General features: G+C 65.9%; 9 protein-coding genes, 2 tRNA genes and 1 pseudogene. 7 read left to right on the top strand and 5 right to left on the bottom strand.

Annotation, left to right across the window (positions count from 1 at the left end):
- The first annotated feature begins 160 nt into the window (after positions 1 to 160).
- From ABL844_RS14240 to ABL844_RS14210, 7 genes and pseudogenes are all read left to right on the top strand, one after another.
- Positions 161 to 1,843 (top strand): FAD-dependent oxidoreductase, encoded by a 1,683-nt coding sequence (locus ABL844_RS14240; RefSeq protein ID WP_221297484.1) that lies wholly within the window; start codon positions 161 to 163, stop codon positions 1,841 to 1,843.
- Positions 1,844 to 1,878: 35 nt separating this feature from the next.
- Positions 1,879 to 2,148 (top strand): UBP-type zinc finger domain-containing protein, encoded by a 270-nt coding sequence (locus ABL844_RS14235; RefSeq protein WP_126019022.1) that lies wholly within the window; start codon positions 1,879 to 1,881, stop codon positions 2,146 to 2,148.
- 119 nt (positions 2,149 to 2,267) lie between these two features.
- A complete protein-coding gene (locus tag ABL844_RS14230) occupies positions 2,268 to 2,972 on the top strand; it encodes a glutathione binding-like protein (RefSeq protein ID WP_418131673.1) in 705 nt (234 codons plus the stop codon).
- Between the two features lie 34 nt (positions 2,973 to 3,006).
- Positions 3,007 to 3,083 (top strand) — tRNA-Pro (locus ABL844_RS14225).
- A gap of 86 nt (positions 3,084 to 3,169) precedes the next feature.
- Positions 3,170 to 3,460, top strand: a pseudogene (locus tag ABL844_RS14220) (ESPR domain-containing protein); the annotation flags it as partial.
- Positions 3,461 to 3,499: 39 nt separating this feature from the next.
- On the top strand, positions 3,500 to 6,655 hold the full coding sequence (locus tag ABL844_RS14215) for an autotransporter outer membrane beta-barrel domain-containing protein (RefSeq protein WP_418131904.1): 3,156 nt from the start codon (positions 3,500 to 3,502) through the stop codon (positions 6,653 to 6,655).
- 168 nt (positions 6,656 to 6,823) lie between these two features.
- Positions 6,824 to 6,900 (top strand) — tRNA-Arg (locus ABL844_RS14210).
- A gap of 410 nt (positions 6,901 to 7,310) precedes the next feature.
- Here the strand turns inward: ABL844_RS14210 and ABL844_RS14205 are convergent.
- The 5 genes from ABL844_RS14205 to ABL844_RS14185 all read right to left on the bottom strand — a co-directional run bounded on the left by ABL844_RS14205 (position 7,311) and on the right by ABL844_RS14185 (position 13,591).
- Positions 7,311 to 8,198 (bottom strand): 2OG-Fe(II) oxygenase, encoded by an 888-nt coding sequence (locus ABL844_RS14205; protein ID WP_418125601.1) that lies wholly within the window; start codon positions 8,196 to 8,198, stop codon positions 7,311 to 7,313.
- Between the two features lie 29 nt (positions 8,199 to 8,227).
- Positions 8,228 to 8,899 (bottom strand): hypothetical protein, encoded by a 672-nt coding sequence (locus tag ABL844_RS14200; RefSeq protein WP_369658420.1) that lies wholly within the window; start codon positions 8,897 to 8,899, stop codon positions 8,228 to 8,230.
- A gap of 46 nt (positions 8,900 to 8,945) precedes the next feature.
- Positions 8,946 to 9,593, bottom strand: coding sequence for a hypothetical protein (locus ABL844_RS14195; RefSeq protein ID WP_418125600.1), 648 nt, complete (start codon positions 9,591 to 9,593; stop codon positions 8,946 to 8,948).
- Positions 9,590 to 10,987, bottom strand: coding sequence for a cytochrome-c peroxidase (locus tag ABL844_RS14190; RefSeq protein ID WP_418131672.1), 1,398 nt, complete (start codon positions 10,985 to 10,987; stop codon positions 9,590 to 9,592). The genes ABL844_RS14195 and ABL844_RS14190 overlap by 4 nt, the downstream gene beginning before the upstream one ends.
- Positions 10,988 to 11,128: 141 nt before the next feature.
- Positions 11,129 to 13,591, bottom strand: coding sequence for a phosphoesterase (locus ABL844_RS14185; protein WP_418131671.1), 2,463 nt, complete (start codon positions 13,589 to 13,591; stop codon positions 11,129 to 11,131).
- Between the last annotated feature and the right edge of the window lie 84 nt (positions 13,592 to 13,675).

Below are 13,675 nucleotides of genomic sequence, written 5' to 3'. Positions count from 1 at the left end.
TCTGCCGAGGGAGTCTCCGCACCTGCGATGAAGCGGGCATGTCAGGAAAATTGCAGGCGCGTGACGCTGTTACAGCCCAACGCCGCCTGCAGAACGACTGCAACCCACAGGGCCAGCTTCGTCGTCTAATGCGATGGATTCGCGAAACGGAGTTCCACACATGGCCACAACCGCCGCCAACGGCACCGACAGCAGCCGCCTCCATCAGACCTTCCCCGTCCTCAGTGACACGGAGATTGCGCGCATCGCGCGCTTCGGTACCGTGCAACAGTTCGCCCGCGGCGCCAGGCTGTTCACCGCGGGCGAAACAGGCCCCGGCATGTTCGTGCTGCTGAAAGGCGTCGTGGCTGTCACGCAACGCGACGGGCTCGGTCATGTGGTGCCGATCGTGCGGCAAGGACCGGGAGAGTTCCTGGCCGAAGTCGGCCAGTTGAGCGGCCGCCCTGCCCTCGTCGACGGCCACGCCGACGAGGATGTGGAGGCGCTGCTGGTGTCCCCTGCGCAGCTGCGCGCGCTGCTGGTCGCCGAAGCCGACCTTGGCGAGCGCATCACCCGCGCGCTGATCCTTCGGCGCGTGGCGTTGATCGAATCGGGCGCCAGTGGCCCGGTCCTGATCGGCCAGCCGCAGTCGCCCGACATGGCCCGGCTCGAGAACTTCCTGCGCCGCAATGGCTATCCATATCACCTGGTCGACGCTGCCCAGGACCCCGACGCCGCCGCCCTGCTCGCCCAGTACGGAACCTGCAAGCTCCTGGCGGTATGCCCGGACGGCTCGGTGCTGGTCAACCCGAGCGACGATGCGCTGGCGCGCTGCCTCGGCATGGTCGATACGGCGGAGCGCAACGAGCTGTACGACGTGGCCGTCGTCGGCGCCGGGCCTGCCGGGCTGGCGACTGCGGTGTACGCGGCTTCCGAAGGCCTGCGCGTGATCGTGCTCGACTGCCGGGCATTCGGCGGCCAGGCCGGTGCCAGTGCGCGCATCGAGAACTACCTCGGCTTTCCCACCGGTATCTCGGGGCAGGCGCTGGCGGGCCGAGCGTTCGTCCAGGCACAGAAATTCGGCGTCGAGATGCTGATTCCGGCCAAGGTCGCGTCGCTGGACTGCTCGCGAGAAAACGCGCTCGAGAGCCTGGCAGTCACGCTGGCGGACGGCCGCACGATCCATGCGCGCACGGTGGTCATCGCCAGCGGCGCGCGCTACCGCCGGCCCGACGTTCCGCGGCTTGCAGAATTCGAGGGCCGCGGCGTCTGGTACTGGGCCTCTGCCATCGAAGCAAAGATCTGCGCGCAGCAAGAAGTGGCGCTGGTCGGCGGCGGCAACTCGGCCGGACAGGCCGCGGTGTTCCTGTCGCGCCATGCGGCCAAGGTGAACGTGCTGGTGCGCGGGCCATCGCTCGCCGCCAGCATGTCGCGCTACCTGATCGACCGCATCGAGGCCACGCCCAATATCTCGCTGCAGCCGCACACCGAGCTCGTTCGCCTTCATGGCGGCTCCGACGAAGGCCTCACCGGCGCGACATGGCGCTGCCATACCTCCGGCAACGAACACGACTGCGCTGCGCGCAACATCTTCCTCTTCGTCGGCGCGGAGCCGGAAACCTCATGGCTCGAAGGCTGCGGTGTGGCGGTCGACAAGCATGGCTTCGTGCTCACCGGCGATGCCGCCAGCCGCGGCTTTCCGGCCCGGCCGTCCGCGGCGCTCGAATCGAGCGTGCCGGGTGTGTTCGCCGTGGGCGACGTGCGCTCGGGCTCGGTCAAGCGCGTGGGCGGCGCCATCGGCGAAGGCGCGGCCGCAGTAGCGCTGATTCACCAGCACCTGTCGCAGGCCTCGGCAGTGGCCTGAACAGCGCATCAGCTCAAACCAGAAGGAGTCCGAAGTTGCCAATCAAACCTTGTGACCACGTGCCCGCCGAGATCGCACAGCCCCACGCCCAGCAACAGCGCGGCTGCGAAGACTGCCTGAAGACCGGGGACACCTGGGTTCACTTGCGCTTGTGCGTGCATTGCGGGCACATCGGCTGCTGCGATTCGTCGAAGAACCGTCATGCGACGCGGCACTCGCACGCCGAAGGTCACCCCGTCATCCGGTCGCTCGAGCCCGGTGAAAGCTGGATGTGGTGCAACGTGCACGAGAAGCAAGTCGGTTGATATTTCCCCGAATTTCACCAACCAGACTGCGAATTCCCGCGCCGGCACGCGTTTGAATTCGCACGTATATGCTGCCGGGCTCGCATCAAACACATCCCATCACCGGAGTGCCAGGCAACATGCCCGCATCGCCCATCGAGGTCTATTCATGGCCAACGCCGAACGGCCACAAGATTCACATCATGCTGGAGGAGTGCGGGCTGCCCTACCACGCACACCCCGTGAACATCGGCAAGGGTGACCAGTTCGCGCCCGACTTCCTGCAGATCAGCCCCAACAACAAGATCCCGGCCATCACCGACCCCGATGGTCCGGACGGCAAGCCGATTTCGCTCTTCGAATCGGGCGCCATCCTCGTGTACCTCGCGGGCAAGACAGGCAAGTTCCTGCCCACCGGCGACCGCGAGCGCTACGACGTGCTGCAGTGGCTGATGTTCCAGATGGGTGGCGTCGGCCCCATGCTCGGCCAGGCGCACCACTTCCGCCTGTACGCACCCGAGAAGATCGCCTACGCCATCGACCGCTACAGCAACGAAGCCAAGCGCCTCTACGGCGTGATCGACAAGCAGCTGTCGAAGAACAAGTTCATCGCAGGCAAGAGCTATTCGATCGCCGACATCGCCATCTTCCCATGGCTGCGCAGCTGGGAAAATCAGGGAATCACCCTCACCGACTTCCCCCATCTGAAGGACTGGTTCGACGGCATTTCCGCCCGCCCGGCCGTGCAGCGCGGCGTGAAAGTGCTTGCCGATCTGCGCCAGCCGATCACCGGCGACAAGGAGCGAGAGATTCTTTTCGGCAAGACCCAGTACGAGAAACGCTGAGGCCCTTTTATCCGGGCTAGAATAGAAGGCTTGTCGGGGTGTAGCGCAGCCTGGTAGCGCATCTGGTTTGGGACCAGAGGGTCGAAGGTTCGAATCCTTTCGCCCCGACCAAAAAAATGTGAACGGTGACAGTGGCTCGAGCTGCTGTCACCGTTTTGCATTCTGCGTCACCTGACACGCGGACAGTTCGCGGGCCGATGCGCCGAGCCCCTATCGACTTCCTACACCCAGATCGCGTGAGGGCAGCCCGCAGGCAGAAAGACCCACGACCACTGCGGGAGACTGCTGAAACCGAATTCACACATCTTGTTTCATATGTAAGATTTTTCCAGCCTCGAGAAGCATTGTTTTCTGGCTTCTCATTGGGGAAACCTGCCATTAGAACAAGGAGTGATTGGATGAATTCGTGTTACAAAACGGTGTGGAATACGGCACTGGGCGCCTGTGTAGCAGCAGCAGAGAACGTGTCTTCGAAGCGGGGCGGCAAGGCGAGCGGTTCAAGGCGCACAGTTACTGCGAGCGCGGCCTTGGCGCTGGCCACATTGGCCGCCGGTGGAGCCGCACAGGCAGCGACCTTCACCGCCGCCAGCGAGGCGGAACTGATCACGGCCATCAACGACGCCAATGCCAGCCTCGACTCGAGTTCCACCATCACCGTCACCAAGGCCTTCACGGTCACGACGCAGTTGCCGCAGATCTCGTCGAAAGTGGCAGTCAGTGTCGGGTCGGCCGGCGGGGCAACGCTAGACCTCCGAGCTGGCGCAACCTATCAGACGGCCGCCGCAACCCAGGTGGGCATCGCCCCCAACACGACCGGGATCGTGGTGGCCCAGGGCAGCGGCACCGCGCTGTCGGGTACTGCCCTCACGACCGGGGCAGGTCAGAGCACGGTCAGCGTTCTGGACGGCGCTTCCGCCGTCTTCACCGGCAATCTGAACACCGGAGCTGGATCGGCCACCATCAACGTGGGCAAAGGCGCCTCGATGTCGGTTGGCAACCTGAACTCGGGCATCGGCCACACCGCGATCAACGTGACGGGTGGCGGAAAGATCACGGTCGGCACCAACGCCAACCTGGGGGGCGGCAACGGCGCCGCGAACGGAGGCATCACGGACGTCGTGGTGAGCGGCACCGGCTCTGCCATTCAGTTCGGCGGGGCCAGCGGCTACTACCACCATGCCGGCACGCTCGAAGTCTCCGCTGGCGGCTTCGTCGGGGCCAACACGGTGCAAGTGGGTTTCAGACCGGGTGACGTGTTTACCGCGATCGTGACGGGGCCCGGGTCCGTCTTCGGCAGCGTCAACAACAATCTGACCATCGGTGGAGGAGGAACTGCCACGGTCACCGTGGCCGACGGCGCCCTGCTGACCTCAGGCACCAGCGGCACCAATACGCTCTCCCTGGCCAACACGGCGACCGGCGTGACAACCTTGAACATCGGTGCACCGGTCGGGAGTGCGCCTGCCGCCCCCGGTGCCGTGACGGCGAAGAACATCACCTCCAGCAGCGGCCAGTCGACGATCAACTTCAACCACAACGCGAGCAGCTACGAATTCGCGGTGCCGATCGGCGGAAATGCCATCGTCAACCAGATCGGCAGCGGCACGACCACGCTGACGGGGGACAACAACTACAGCGGCGGCACCACGATCACCGCGGGCACGCTGCAGCTGGGCAACGGAGGCACCACCGGCTCGATCTCCAGCGCTGTCGTCAACAACGCCACGCTGGCCATCAACCGCTCGAATGCCGTCAGCTTCCCCGACGCCATCAGCGGCAGCGGTGTCGTCCAGCAACGGGGCACGGGCACCACGACGCTGAGCGGAACCAACACCTACACGGGCGGCACTGTGGTGCAGGCCGGCCGGCTGCTGGCCGGCAGCGCGGGCGCGTTCGTGCAGAACACCGCCTACACGGTCAACGGCGGCACGCTCGACCTGGGCATCTGGGACCTCACCACCTCCAACCTCTCCGGCACCGGCGGCACCGTGGCGCTGAACGCCCAGACACTCACCGCCAACCAGGCCGGCGACAGCACCTACGCCGGCGCCATCACGGGCACGGGCGGCGTCGTCAAGTCCGGGGCCGGCGTGCTGACGCTCTCCGGTACGAACAGCTACAGCGGCAACACCTCCGTGACGCAAGGCACCGTGCGCGCCGGGGCTGTGAGCACCTTCAGTTCGAAGAGCGCGACTACCGTCGCCAGCGGAGCAACGCTCGACCTGGCGGGCCACAACCAGACTCTGGCATCCGTGAACAACAGCGGCACGGTGAGTCTCGCCGGCGCAGCGCCTGGCACCACGCTGACCGTCACCGGCCCGTGGGTGGGCAACGGCGGCACGCTCCGGCTGGGCACTGCACTCGGCGACAGCAGCAGCGCGAGCGACAAGCTCGTGCTCAGCGGCGCGACCGCCATCGCCAGCGGCACGACCAACGTGCAGATCACCAACCTCGGCGGCCTCGGCGCGCTGACCACCGGCAACGGCATCGAGGTCATCAGCGCGATCAACGGCGCCACCACCACCGCGCAGACCACGAAGAACGCCTTTGCGCTCGCGGGCGGCCACGTCGACGCCGGCGCCTACGAGTACCGGCTGTACGCCGCCGACGCGAGCGGCGCGGGCGAGAACTGGTATCTGCGCTCGACCGTCGCGGCGGTGCCTCCGACCAACGGAGGTGGCACAGGCGGCGGCGTGGTCGTGCCGGCCTACCGTACCGAGGTTCCACTCTACGCAGTGCTTCCCGAGCAGTTCCGCCAGGCCAACCTGTCGATGCTCGGCAGCCTGCACATGCGCATGGGGGATAACGTCCGCCCCGCCGCCAACGACGCAGGCCCTGCCGTCGCCGGCCAGAGCTACCGCCAGGCGTGGGGCCGCCTCATCAGCACCGACCGCACCACCAGCCAGACCGGTACCGTGAGCCCTACCAGCAGGGGCCGCCTCACCGGCGTCCAGGCCGGCACCGACCTCTGGGCCGATACCCACTGGCGCGCCGGCGTCTATGTCGGTCAGCTCGACGGTGACATGCGCGTCAACGGTTTCGCCAGCGGCCTGCTCGATCTCGGCGTCGGCATCAACGACCTCAAGAATCAATACTTCGGCGTCTACGGCACCTGGAAGAACGACAGCGGCCTCTACATCGACGGTGTGCTGCAGGGCGGCCGCCACCGCTATACGGCATCGCCGGTGCTGGGTCTGGGCAGCGGTGGCAAGGGCAGCAGCCTGCTGGCCTCCGTCGAAGTAGGCCAGTCCTTCGGCATCGCTGCCGGCTGGACCATCGAGCCGCAGCTGCAGCTGGTGCACCAGCGCGTGAGCCTGGACGACGCGAGCATCGTCGGTGCACTGATCCACCAGGACAGTGACAGCGGCTGGCTGGTGCGCGCCGGCGTGCGGGTCAAGGGCGAGATCGACACCGGCGCGGGCCCGCTGCAACCCTATGCGCGGCTGAACCTCTATCACACGGGCAGTGGCACCGATGTGGCGCGCTTCATCGGTCCGGCCGGCTTCGCCGACATCGCCACGCGCACTGGTGGAAGCAGCGGCGAGCTGGCGGCGGGCGCATCCTGGCAGTTGAGCCGCAGCACCAGCCTGTACGGCGAACTTGGCAAGCTGTGGGACATGAGCGGCGATGCACGCAACAGCAGCGGCGTCAACGCCAGCGTGGGTGTGAAGGTGCTCTGGTAAGAGCCGGAGATGCAGGCGGTCGGACACGCATGACTGCGGTCTGTCGCCTGCCTCGAAACCGCCCCGCGCGCCAAATCAGGACGCGGAACTCGGTAGAATCCGCCGCTGCCGCTTGAGAGCAATCGCACTCAAGTCATTGATTTTCCAGGCATCTCTTCAGCCTGGAATCTGCCCGTAGCTCAGTTGGATAGAGCACCTGCCTTCTAAGCAGGTTGTCGGGGGTTCGATCCCCTCCGGGCAGGCCAATCCAGTCCTTCACGCAGCCTCGCAAGATATGAGCTGGCCGGCGCGGTCCCGGACGGTCTCATGCCGCCGTGCGCCGGACGGGCCTTGAAAACGCCGAGATAACAACCCGCAGCTTTCGCGCAATGGCACTCGATCACGGTCGAGCAAAGGATGCCGAGCCCAAGGCGATCGGAGACCTGGCCAGCGCCTGTTGCGGGTTGATCATCAGCGCGCAACATGCTGTCACTTTTTGGCTGCCCAACAATGAAAACAAAAGGGCTACACTGCACCCGGGCAGCCAATCTCTCCCTCTACCCTCCTCCTATGGCTGCTCATTTAGCCCGCTTCGGCGGGTTTTCTTTTTGATGCGATGGGCTCGCGGCGCCAGCGCCTCGAGCGCTATTGGTCGACCGAAGCCCACCCGGAGCCATCAAGCGCCCTCTCCTGCAGCCACGAACCGCCGCTCCCGCATCCACTTCGTCATGACCCACTTGTCCCCCCGGGTCACCGCCGCGCTCGCATGCAGAGACCGCGCATCGACGCGGCCGCGGTCGTCGCAATATTCGAAGTAGCAGGCATTCCCGCGAATCGGCGATACCGCGAGGCCGAGCTGCGGAAAGACGGTCTGGCCGCCTTCGGGCACGTCGTCGAGATAGGTCACCAGCGTGCTCACGCGCTGGCCGCTTCGCGCGACGGATTCGCGGTTGGCGGCGTTGGTGGGTGCCAGGTAGTCGTAATGAGGCTCGCTGCCGGCGCCGGTCGGATAGTGCAGCACCTGCAGTCCCTCGCCGTTTTCCAGCGGAAGGTTCATCAGCGCCGAGAGCCGCCGGTCGAGACGGGCGACCAGGTCGTTCTCGCCCGGACGGAAGAACATGCCCCAGCTTGCGCGCTTGTCGCTCACCACGTCGCGGCCGCTCATCGGGTCGACCAGGGTGGAGGGCTTCAGCCGCGGTCGCGCCATCTCGATGATGGCCTTGCACTCCTCGGCGTCGACCACGTTGCCCAGCACGGCAAAGACCGGATCTTCGCCGCGCGAATGCACGACGATCTCGCGACCGGCGGCCAGTATCCGAGTGCCCGGCGCGAGCCGCGCCACCGGCCTGGACGACGCTTCGTCCGGAAGTTCGACGGCGCCGTCCGGCATCGCCCCGCCCTGCCGCCGCGCATCGACAAACGCCGCGACGATGGCGTGCGCGGCCCGCTCGCTCATTCCCTGCTTCAGCATCGTGGCCAACACCGCCTGCGGCGCAAGACCCGCATCCAGGTTGTGCGTGAGCCAGCGGCCCAGATCGGGCGAGAAGCGGACGATGGTGCTCATGGGAACCCGTGTGTTCGCCGTACCGCGCCTCAGACCGGCCCCATCTGGGCGACCCAGCCCCTGTCGTCGCGCCGGAAGCCCTGGCGCAGCTGCAGCGGGCCACCCGCGCCGTTCATGATGCGCGTGATCATCGGAAACACGCGCTGCGCGTCGGCGTTGCGCATCCACGGCGCCGTATCGACCTGGTAGGTGTAGCTGACCACCGCCAGTGGATGCCGTGCGTCGGAGGCGTCGACCTTGACGTCGACGATCTTCTCGCGCTTGAGATGCGCCACGCAGAAGTCGCTGGCGTGTTCGGTGCCATGGCTCGCGTGCGGATGCGGCTTGTAGAACTGGCGGCCGGCTTCGGTCAGATCGAATCGCTTGATCGCACCGTCGGGGTTTTCCTTGCTCTTCGGTGCAGCGACGATGGTGCTCTGCACCAGCCCCAGTTGTTCCATCACCGGAAACTGGACTGCGTGGCGCGCACCGGAGCCGGCTTCGGCTTCGGTCAGGTCGATCGGCCAGTCGAACATGGCAAGGCAGATGTCGCCGCGCCGGGCGAGGTAGTCATCCAGCGGGGCGGCGAGATTCTCGGCGGTGGGCGCATTGGCGTCACGGCCGGCACTGCACGCGGCCAGTGCACAGATGACGGCGAGGCCCGCCAGGGTCTTGAGCGAATTCAGGATGCGCAGGCTCGGTTCGATGAAACGGAGATTCATGGGATTTCTGGTTGGCTTTCTTGAATGTCAGTGGCGAATCGCCGGCTCAGTGCTCGTCGAGTTCATCGGCAACCCAGCCGTGTCGCGTCAGGTGAACGCCGAGGCGCACCTGCATCGTTCCCTCGCGCTGGATGGCACGCGCCAGCAGCGGGAAGGCTTGCAGCACTTCGGGCGTCGAGGCCCACGGCTCGAGCGCGATGCGGTAGGTGAACAGCAGCGAGGTCGCGGTGCGGCCATCGCGCGTTTGCGGCGGATCCCAGCCGATCAGACGATCCAGGCTCAGGGTGGCCACGCAGAAGTCGGCCGGGTGCGTGATCGTCTGCGTCGTCGTGCGTATCACCACGGGCACCTGCAGGTAGTACTTGCGCCCCGCCTCGGTCAGCGCGTATTCGCGGGCTGGGGGCTGAGCGGCGACGACATCCTTGCCGCTTACCAATCCCAGCTTCTCCAGCACCGGCATCTGCTGCGCATCGGGCTCGTGCGATCCGGCAGCCACGGTGATCGGCCAGGCGTACTTGGCCAGGCACACATGGCCGCGCTGCGCGAGGTAGTCGTTGGTTGTCGCGGTGAAGTTGTCGCGGCTCGGAAAGCGCGCCTCTTCGTTGTCGCAACCGGCCAGGAAGACCGCGAGCAGCATCGCCAGCAGGACCTGGATGCCGCCGAGGCGGCGCATCGCTCGACGATCGGCTTTCATTTCGTGCACCTGTCGGTGGCCGATGCCCTGGCGGAAGGCTGATAGCCATCGCTCAGCGTGCCCAGGAAGCAGACCAGGTCGGCGATCTGCTGCGGCGTCATCGCCGGGGCGGAGCCAGGCTGGCGCGGGCGCGTGCCGCTGGCAAGGGTCTTTTCGCCGCCCTCGCCGGTGCCCAGCGGCACTTCCTCGTCGAGGCTGCCGTGCTGCGATTGCGGCAGGTCGTTGTACTTGTCGAGCGTCGCACCCGGCACGTGCGTGGGCTGCAGCGCCCAGGCCGGGTTGGCCTGCGGCGCGCCGCTGCCGTCGTTGCTGACGGGATACCAGTACTCCGGGTTTGTGTCCCGCGTGTTGTAGAAATTGACGACCTGCTCCAGCGAGTGGAACACGCCGTTGTGGAAGAAAACGCCTCGCGACGCCACGTTGCGCAGTACCGGCACCTTGAACATGCCGCAGTACGGATTCGCCGTATCCGGCGTGGCGGGCATGTGGTCGGTGCGGAATGGGCCGCACAGCCCCATGTCGAAGTACTTCGGATCGTCGTTGGCCGGAATGGGATCCGGGTTGTTGGGAATCGACCTGTCGTTGCGCGGCGCACCCAGGGCCTGGTAGGTGAAGTCCGTCATCAGGCCCGTGTTGCCGTTGAAGTTGGCGCCGGTGTAGTGGCAGCCCGAACAATTGGCGACGGCGCTGCTGTGGAACAGCACTTCGCCACGCCGCTCGGCCGGCGTCAGCGTGCCGCCGGCCTTGTTGAAGACATACAGGTCGTACTTGCTGCTGTACGGGTGGAAGCTCAGGTCTTCCGTCTCGAGCGCCTGTATCGCGGTGCCAAGGGCGTTGAAGGCTGCATCGGTGTCGTTGAACACATCGGCACCGAAAGCCTGCTTGAACAAGCCCGCATAGGTGCTGGCCTGAACCACCTTCACGACAGCTTCCTTCGAGGTGTTGTTCATCTCGACCGGGTTGAGCAGCGGCATGCCGGCCTGTATCGCCAGTGTTGCCGCACGGCCGTCCCACATGAGGCCGCCGCCCGGCGAGCTGGATGTCACTCCGTCGGGGTTGGGTGCGTCGTCGCTGTAGGGCGGCGTCGCCGAGCTGTAGCGCAGCGAAGGCACGGCACGTGCGCCCATTTTTGTGACGTCGGAGCCCAGTTGCACTGAAATGCTGTTCGGCGGGCCATAGGCGTATTGCGGGTCGTGGCAGCTTGCGCACGACATGTTCCGGCCACCCGACAGGTTCTTGTCGAAGAAGGCCAGTTGCCCCACCTGGGCCGCCGGGCTCAGTGTGGGCGCGCGCGGGACGGTGTTGCCCGCCTTCGCCGCGCCCTTGTCATCACAGGCCACGAGACACCACAGCGCAACCGAGAGCGCCATGGCGAGCGGGACCACTTTTTCCATTGCCGGATTCATCATTCGCTGTTGTTCCCCAAGAGCGGCAAGTCGCGCCGGACCTGCTCACCTTGCGGGATTCGAGGAGCCTGCGGGACGGCGGAAGAAACCTCTTCCAACCGTCCCCCCGGGCTTGCTGCCGCAATCCGGCTACCTGGTTGCCCAGACGTTGTTCTGGCTCGTATCAGGACCGACCTGAGGAGTGATCTGGCCTTCCAGCTTGCCTGTGACGGGGTCCTGCACACCTACGATGTCGTTCGCGTACAGCTTCTGGGTGTAGTTGGCCGGGATCACGTAGGCATGGTTGATCGGCCGCACCGAGTCGAAGTGCGTGTCCGCGCTGCCCTGGTATTCCGGCAATGCAAGGATGTTGGCCGTGATGAACGCTTCCGTGTATTTGGTGCGGTTCAGGTACGACGCATCCACGGCCGGGTCGGCGATCTGGAACATGTCCTGCAGGGTGCGCAGGAAGGAGAAGTGGCTGTACGAGTCGCTGTCCGCCACCTGCTTCTTCGCCGTGCCGACGTCCTGCTGGTTGGTCATGATGCCGAAGATCGAGTTGCCGTGGCCGAAGTTGCCCCCCGCATAGTTAGGCGGCGGCGTGGTGGCCGTCGCCTTGCCGCTTGCATCCACGGTCACCGGCGCCGCGCCCGAGTTCGGGCCACCCGCGTTCCAGCCGCAGCAGGAGCCATTGCTGCCACCTTCGCCTTCGTCGTACATCACGACGATCGCGACGCGCTTCTGCGGGTTCTTCCACAGCGCCGAACTCCGGATCTTGTTGATCACCATGCCCAGGTAGATGTCGGCGCGCGTGGTGCCGGCGGCCTGGCCGTCGTTGTTGGTGTTCGCGCAGCTGGTGTCCTTGCCAACGCCATGCATGTCGTCGCACTGGTCAGGAACGATGAAGTTGATGTTGCCCACGTCACCGACGTCCAGGTCCTTGCCGAACTGGTCGTAGATCCAGCCTTTCGGAACCGGGTAGATCGACGAATTGAGCCAGTCCGCTTCCTGGTACTGCGTGCCGAAGATGGTGCGGTTGTTGGCCACGAAATCGGGCAGGCTGCGCGCGCCCTGGAAGGCGATCGAGGGACCGTGCTTGACCTTGTAGAGGCCGCCTTGCGCGGGGAAACTGGGCGAGCCGACAAGGGTTGGCGGTGCCGAGCCGTCGAGGTTGGTGGCGCCCTTGAGCTTGCTGGAGTCGTAGGTGGCGGTGACGGAGTTGTCCAGGATGCTGTCGGCGCGCACGTCCTGGCCGGGGTTCATCGACTCGCTGTAGGTGCGGATGGTGAGGCCCGCCTTGGACATCGCCGTGAACAGGTTGCTGCCCGGGACGTTGTGCACGGTGCCCCCGGTCGGGTGGTCGCCGCAGATCAGGTCGTTCGGATCGCTGTAGCCGGAACGAGCCTTGCTGTTCGCCGGCGGAAGTGCGCCCTGCGTGGGCATGACCTGGCCGTCGGAGGCCGTTCCGCCGGCGAATGCAACGTCCTTGATGTCGTAGGGGGCGGCGGCGCCGCAGCCGAACCAGTTGTCGTCGTGGATGCCGAAGTCGTCGCCGCCGCCCAGCGCGGTGTAGTTGGGCTCGGACGGATTGCCGGTCGAGTAGTACGTCTTGAGCTGGTTGTAGTTGTTCAGGATGTAGTTGATGTTCGCCGCACGCGGATTGCCGACGATCACGTCGGTCGACTTGTTCTCCTCGACGATGATGAAGATGTTGTCGTAGGCCGGAACGCCTTCCACATTGAAGGCCGCCTGCTGTGCCTGCGCGAAGGTGATGGGCGCCTGCTTCTGCGAGGGCAACGTGGGAGTGGCCTGGCTGCCGTCCCTGTTGGTGAGCGTCACGCCCGACAGGCCGACGAGGCGCGGGTCGCCGCCCGCGACGGCCAGGTTGTCGGGGAACAGGTCCTTGCGGTCGAGCTTGGCCGTCGCGTAGGTGTAGCGGTTGGTCAGCTGGTTGTCCTCGTACAGCGCCGCGTACTGGGTGGCGCCGCTCAGTGTGTTGACGTCCGCCAGCGGATCGGTGAAAGCGGCCGTGCCGAGGTTGAAGGCCGGCCCGTTGAGACGGGCGACGAGGTTGGCCTTCTCGGCCGCGTAGCTGCTGCCGTTGGCTTCCACGAGGCGCTGGGCCTCGCTCGACATCGGGCTGATGACGATCTTGTCCGTGCCCTGGTCGGCGACCTGGGCAGCCGAAGCGCGCAGGATCAGGTGGCTGCCCGCGGCCGCGCCGGTCGCGGTGTTGATCGCGGAGGCGCCGATGTCGGCCACCAGCTGCCCGGTCTGGGTGGTCGTCAGCGTGAACTTGCCGCTCGCGTCGGTGACGGTCGAGGCTTCGCCGCTGTCGAGCACGCCGTTGCCGTTGGCATCGACGAAGACCGTTGCCTTCTGGTAGTAGCCGGCCTTGAGCGTCGGATTGCCCGTGCTGCTGCCCGGCACATAGCCGCTGGCCGCGACCACGCCGCTGAAGGTCGTGGGGGTGGCGCCCGTCGTGCTGGTGGGCGGGGTGGTGATCGGGAAGAAGCCGCTGCTTCCGCCGCCACCTCCTCCGCAGGCGGCGAGCACGCAGGCCGCGACCGTCGTCAAGGACGAGAGCAGGATTTTCTTGTCGAATATCGTCATATCGTGGGGCAGTGAGTTATTGATGGTTTTGAGCAAGCTGCGAGAGAAAACTTGGGAGATGCTGCTTTCCCATTAAGAAAGCGC

Source organism: Variovorax sp. 278MFTsu5.1 (assembly GCF_048305045.1).
Taxonomy (GTDB): domain Bacteria; phylum Pseudomonadota; class Gammaproteobacteria; order Burkholderiales; family Burkholderiaceae_C; genus Variovorax; species Variovorax guangxiensis.
The sequence above is the reverse complement of the archived record's forward strand: the minus strand, read 5'-3'. Positions and strand labels throughout refer to the sequence as shown.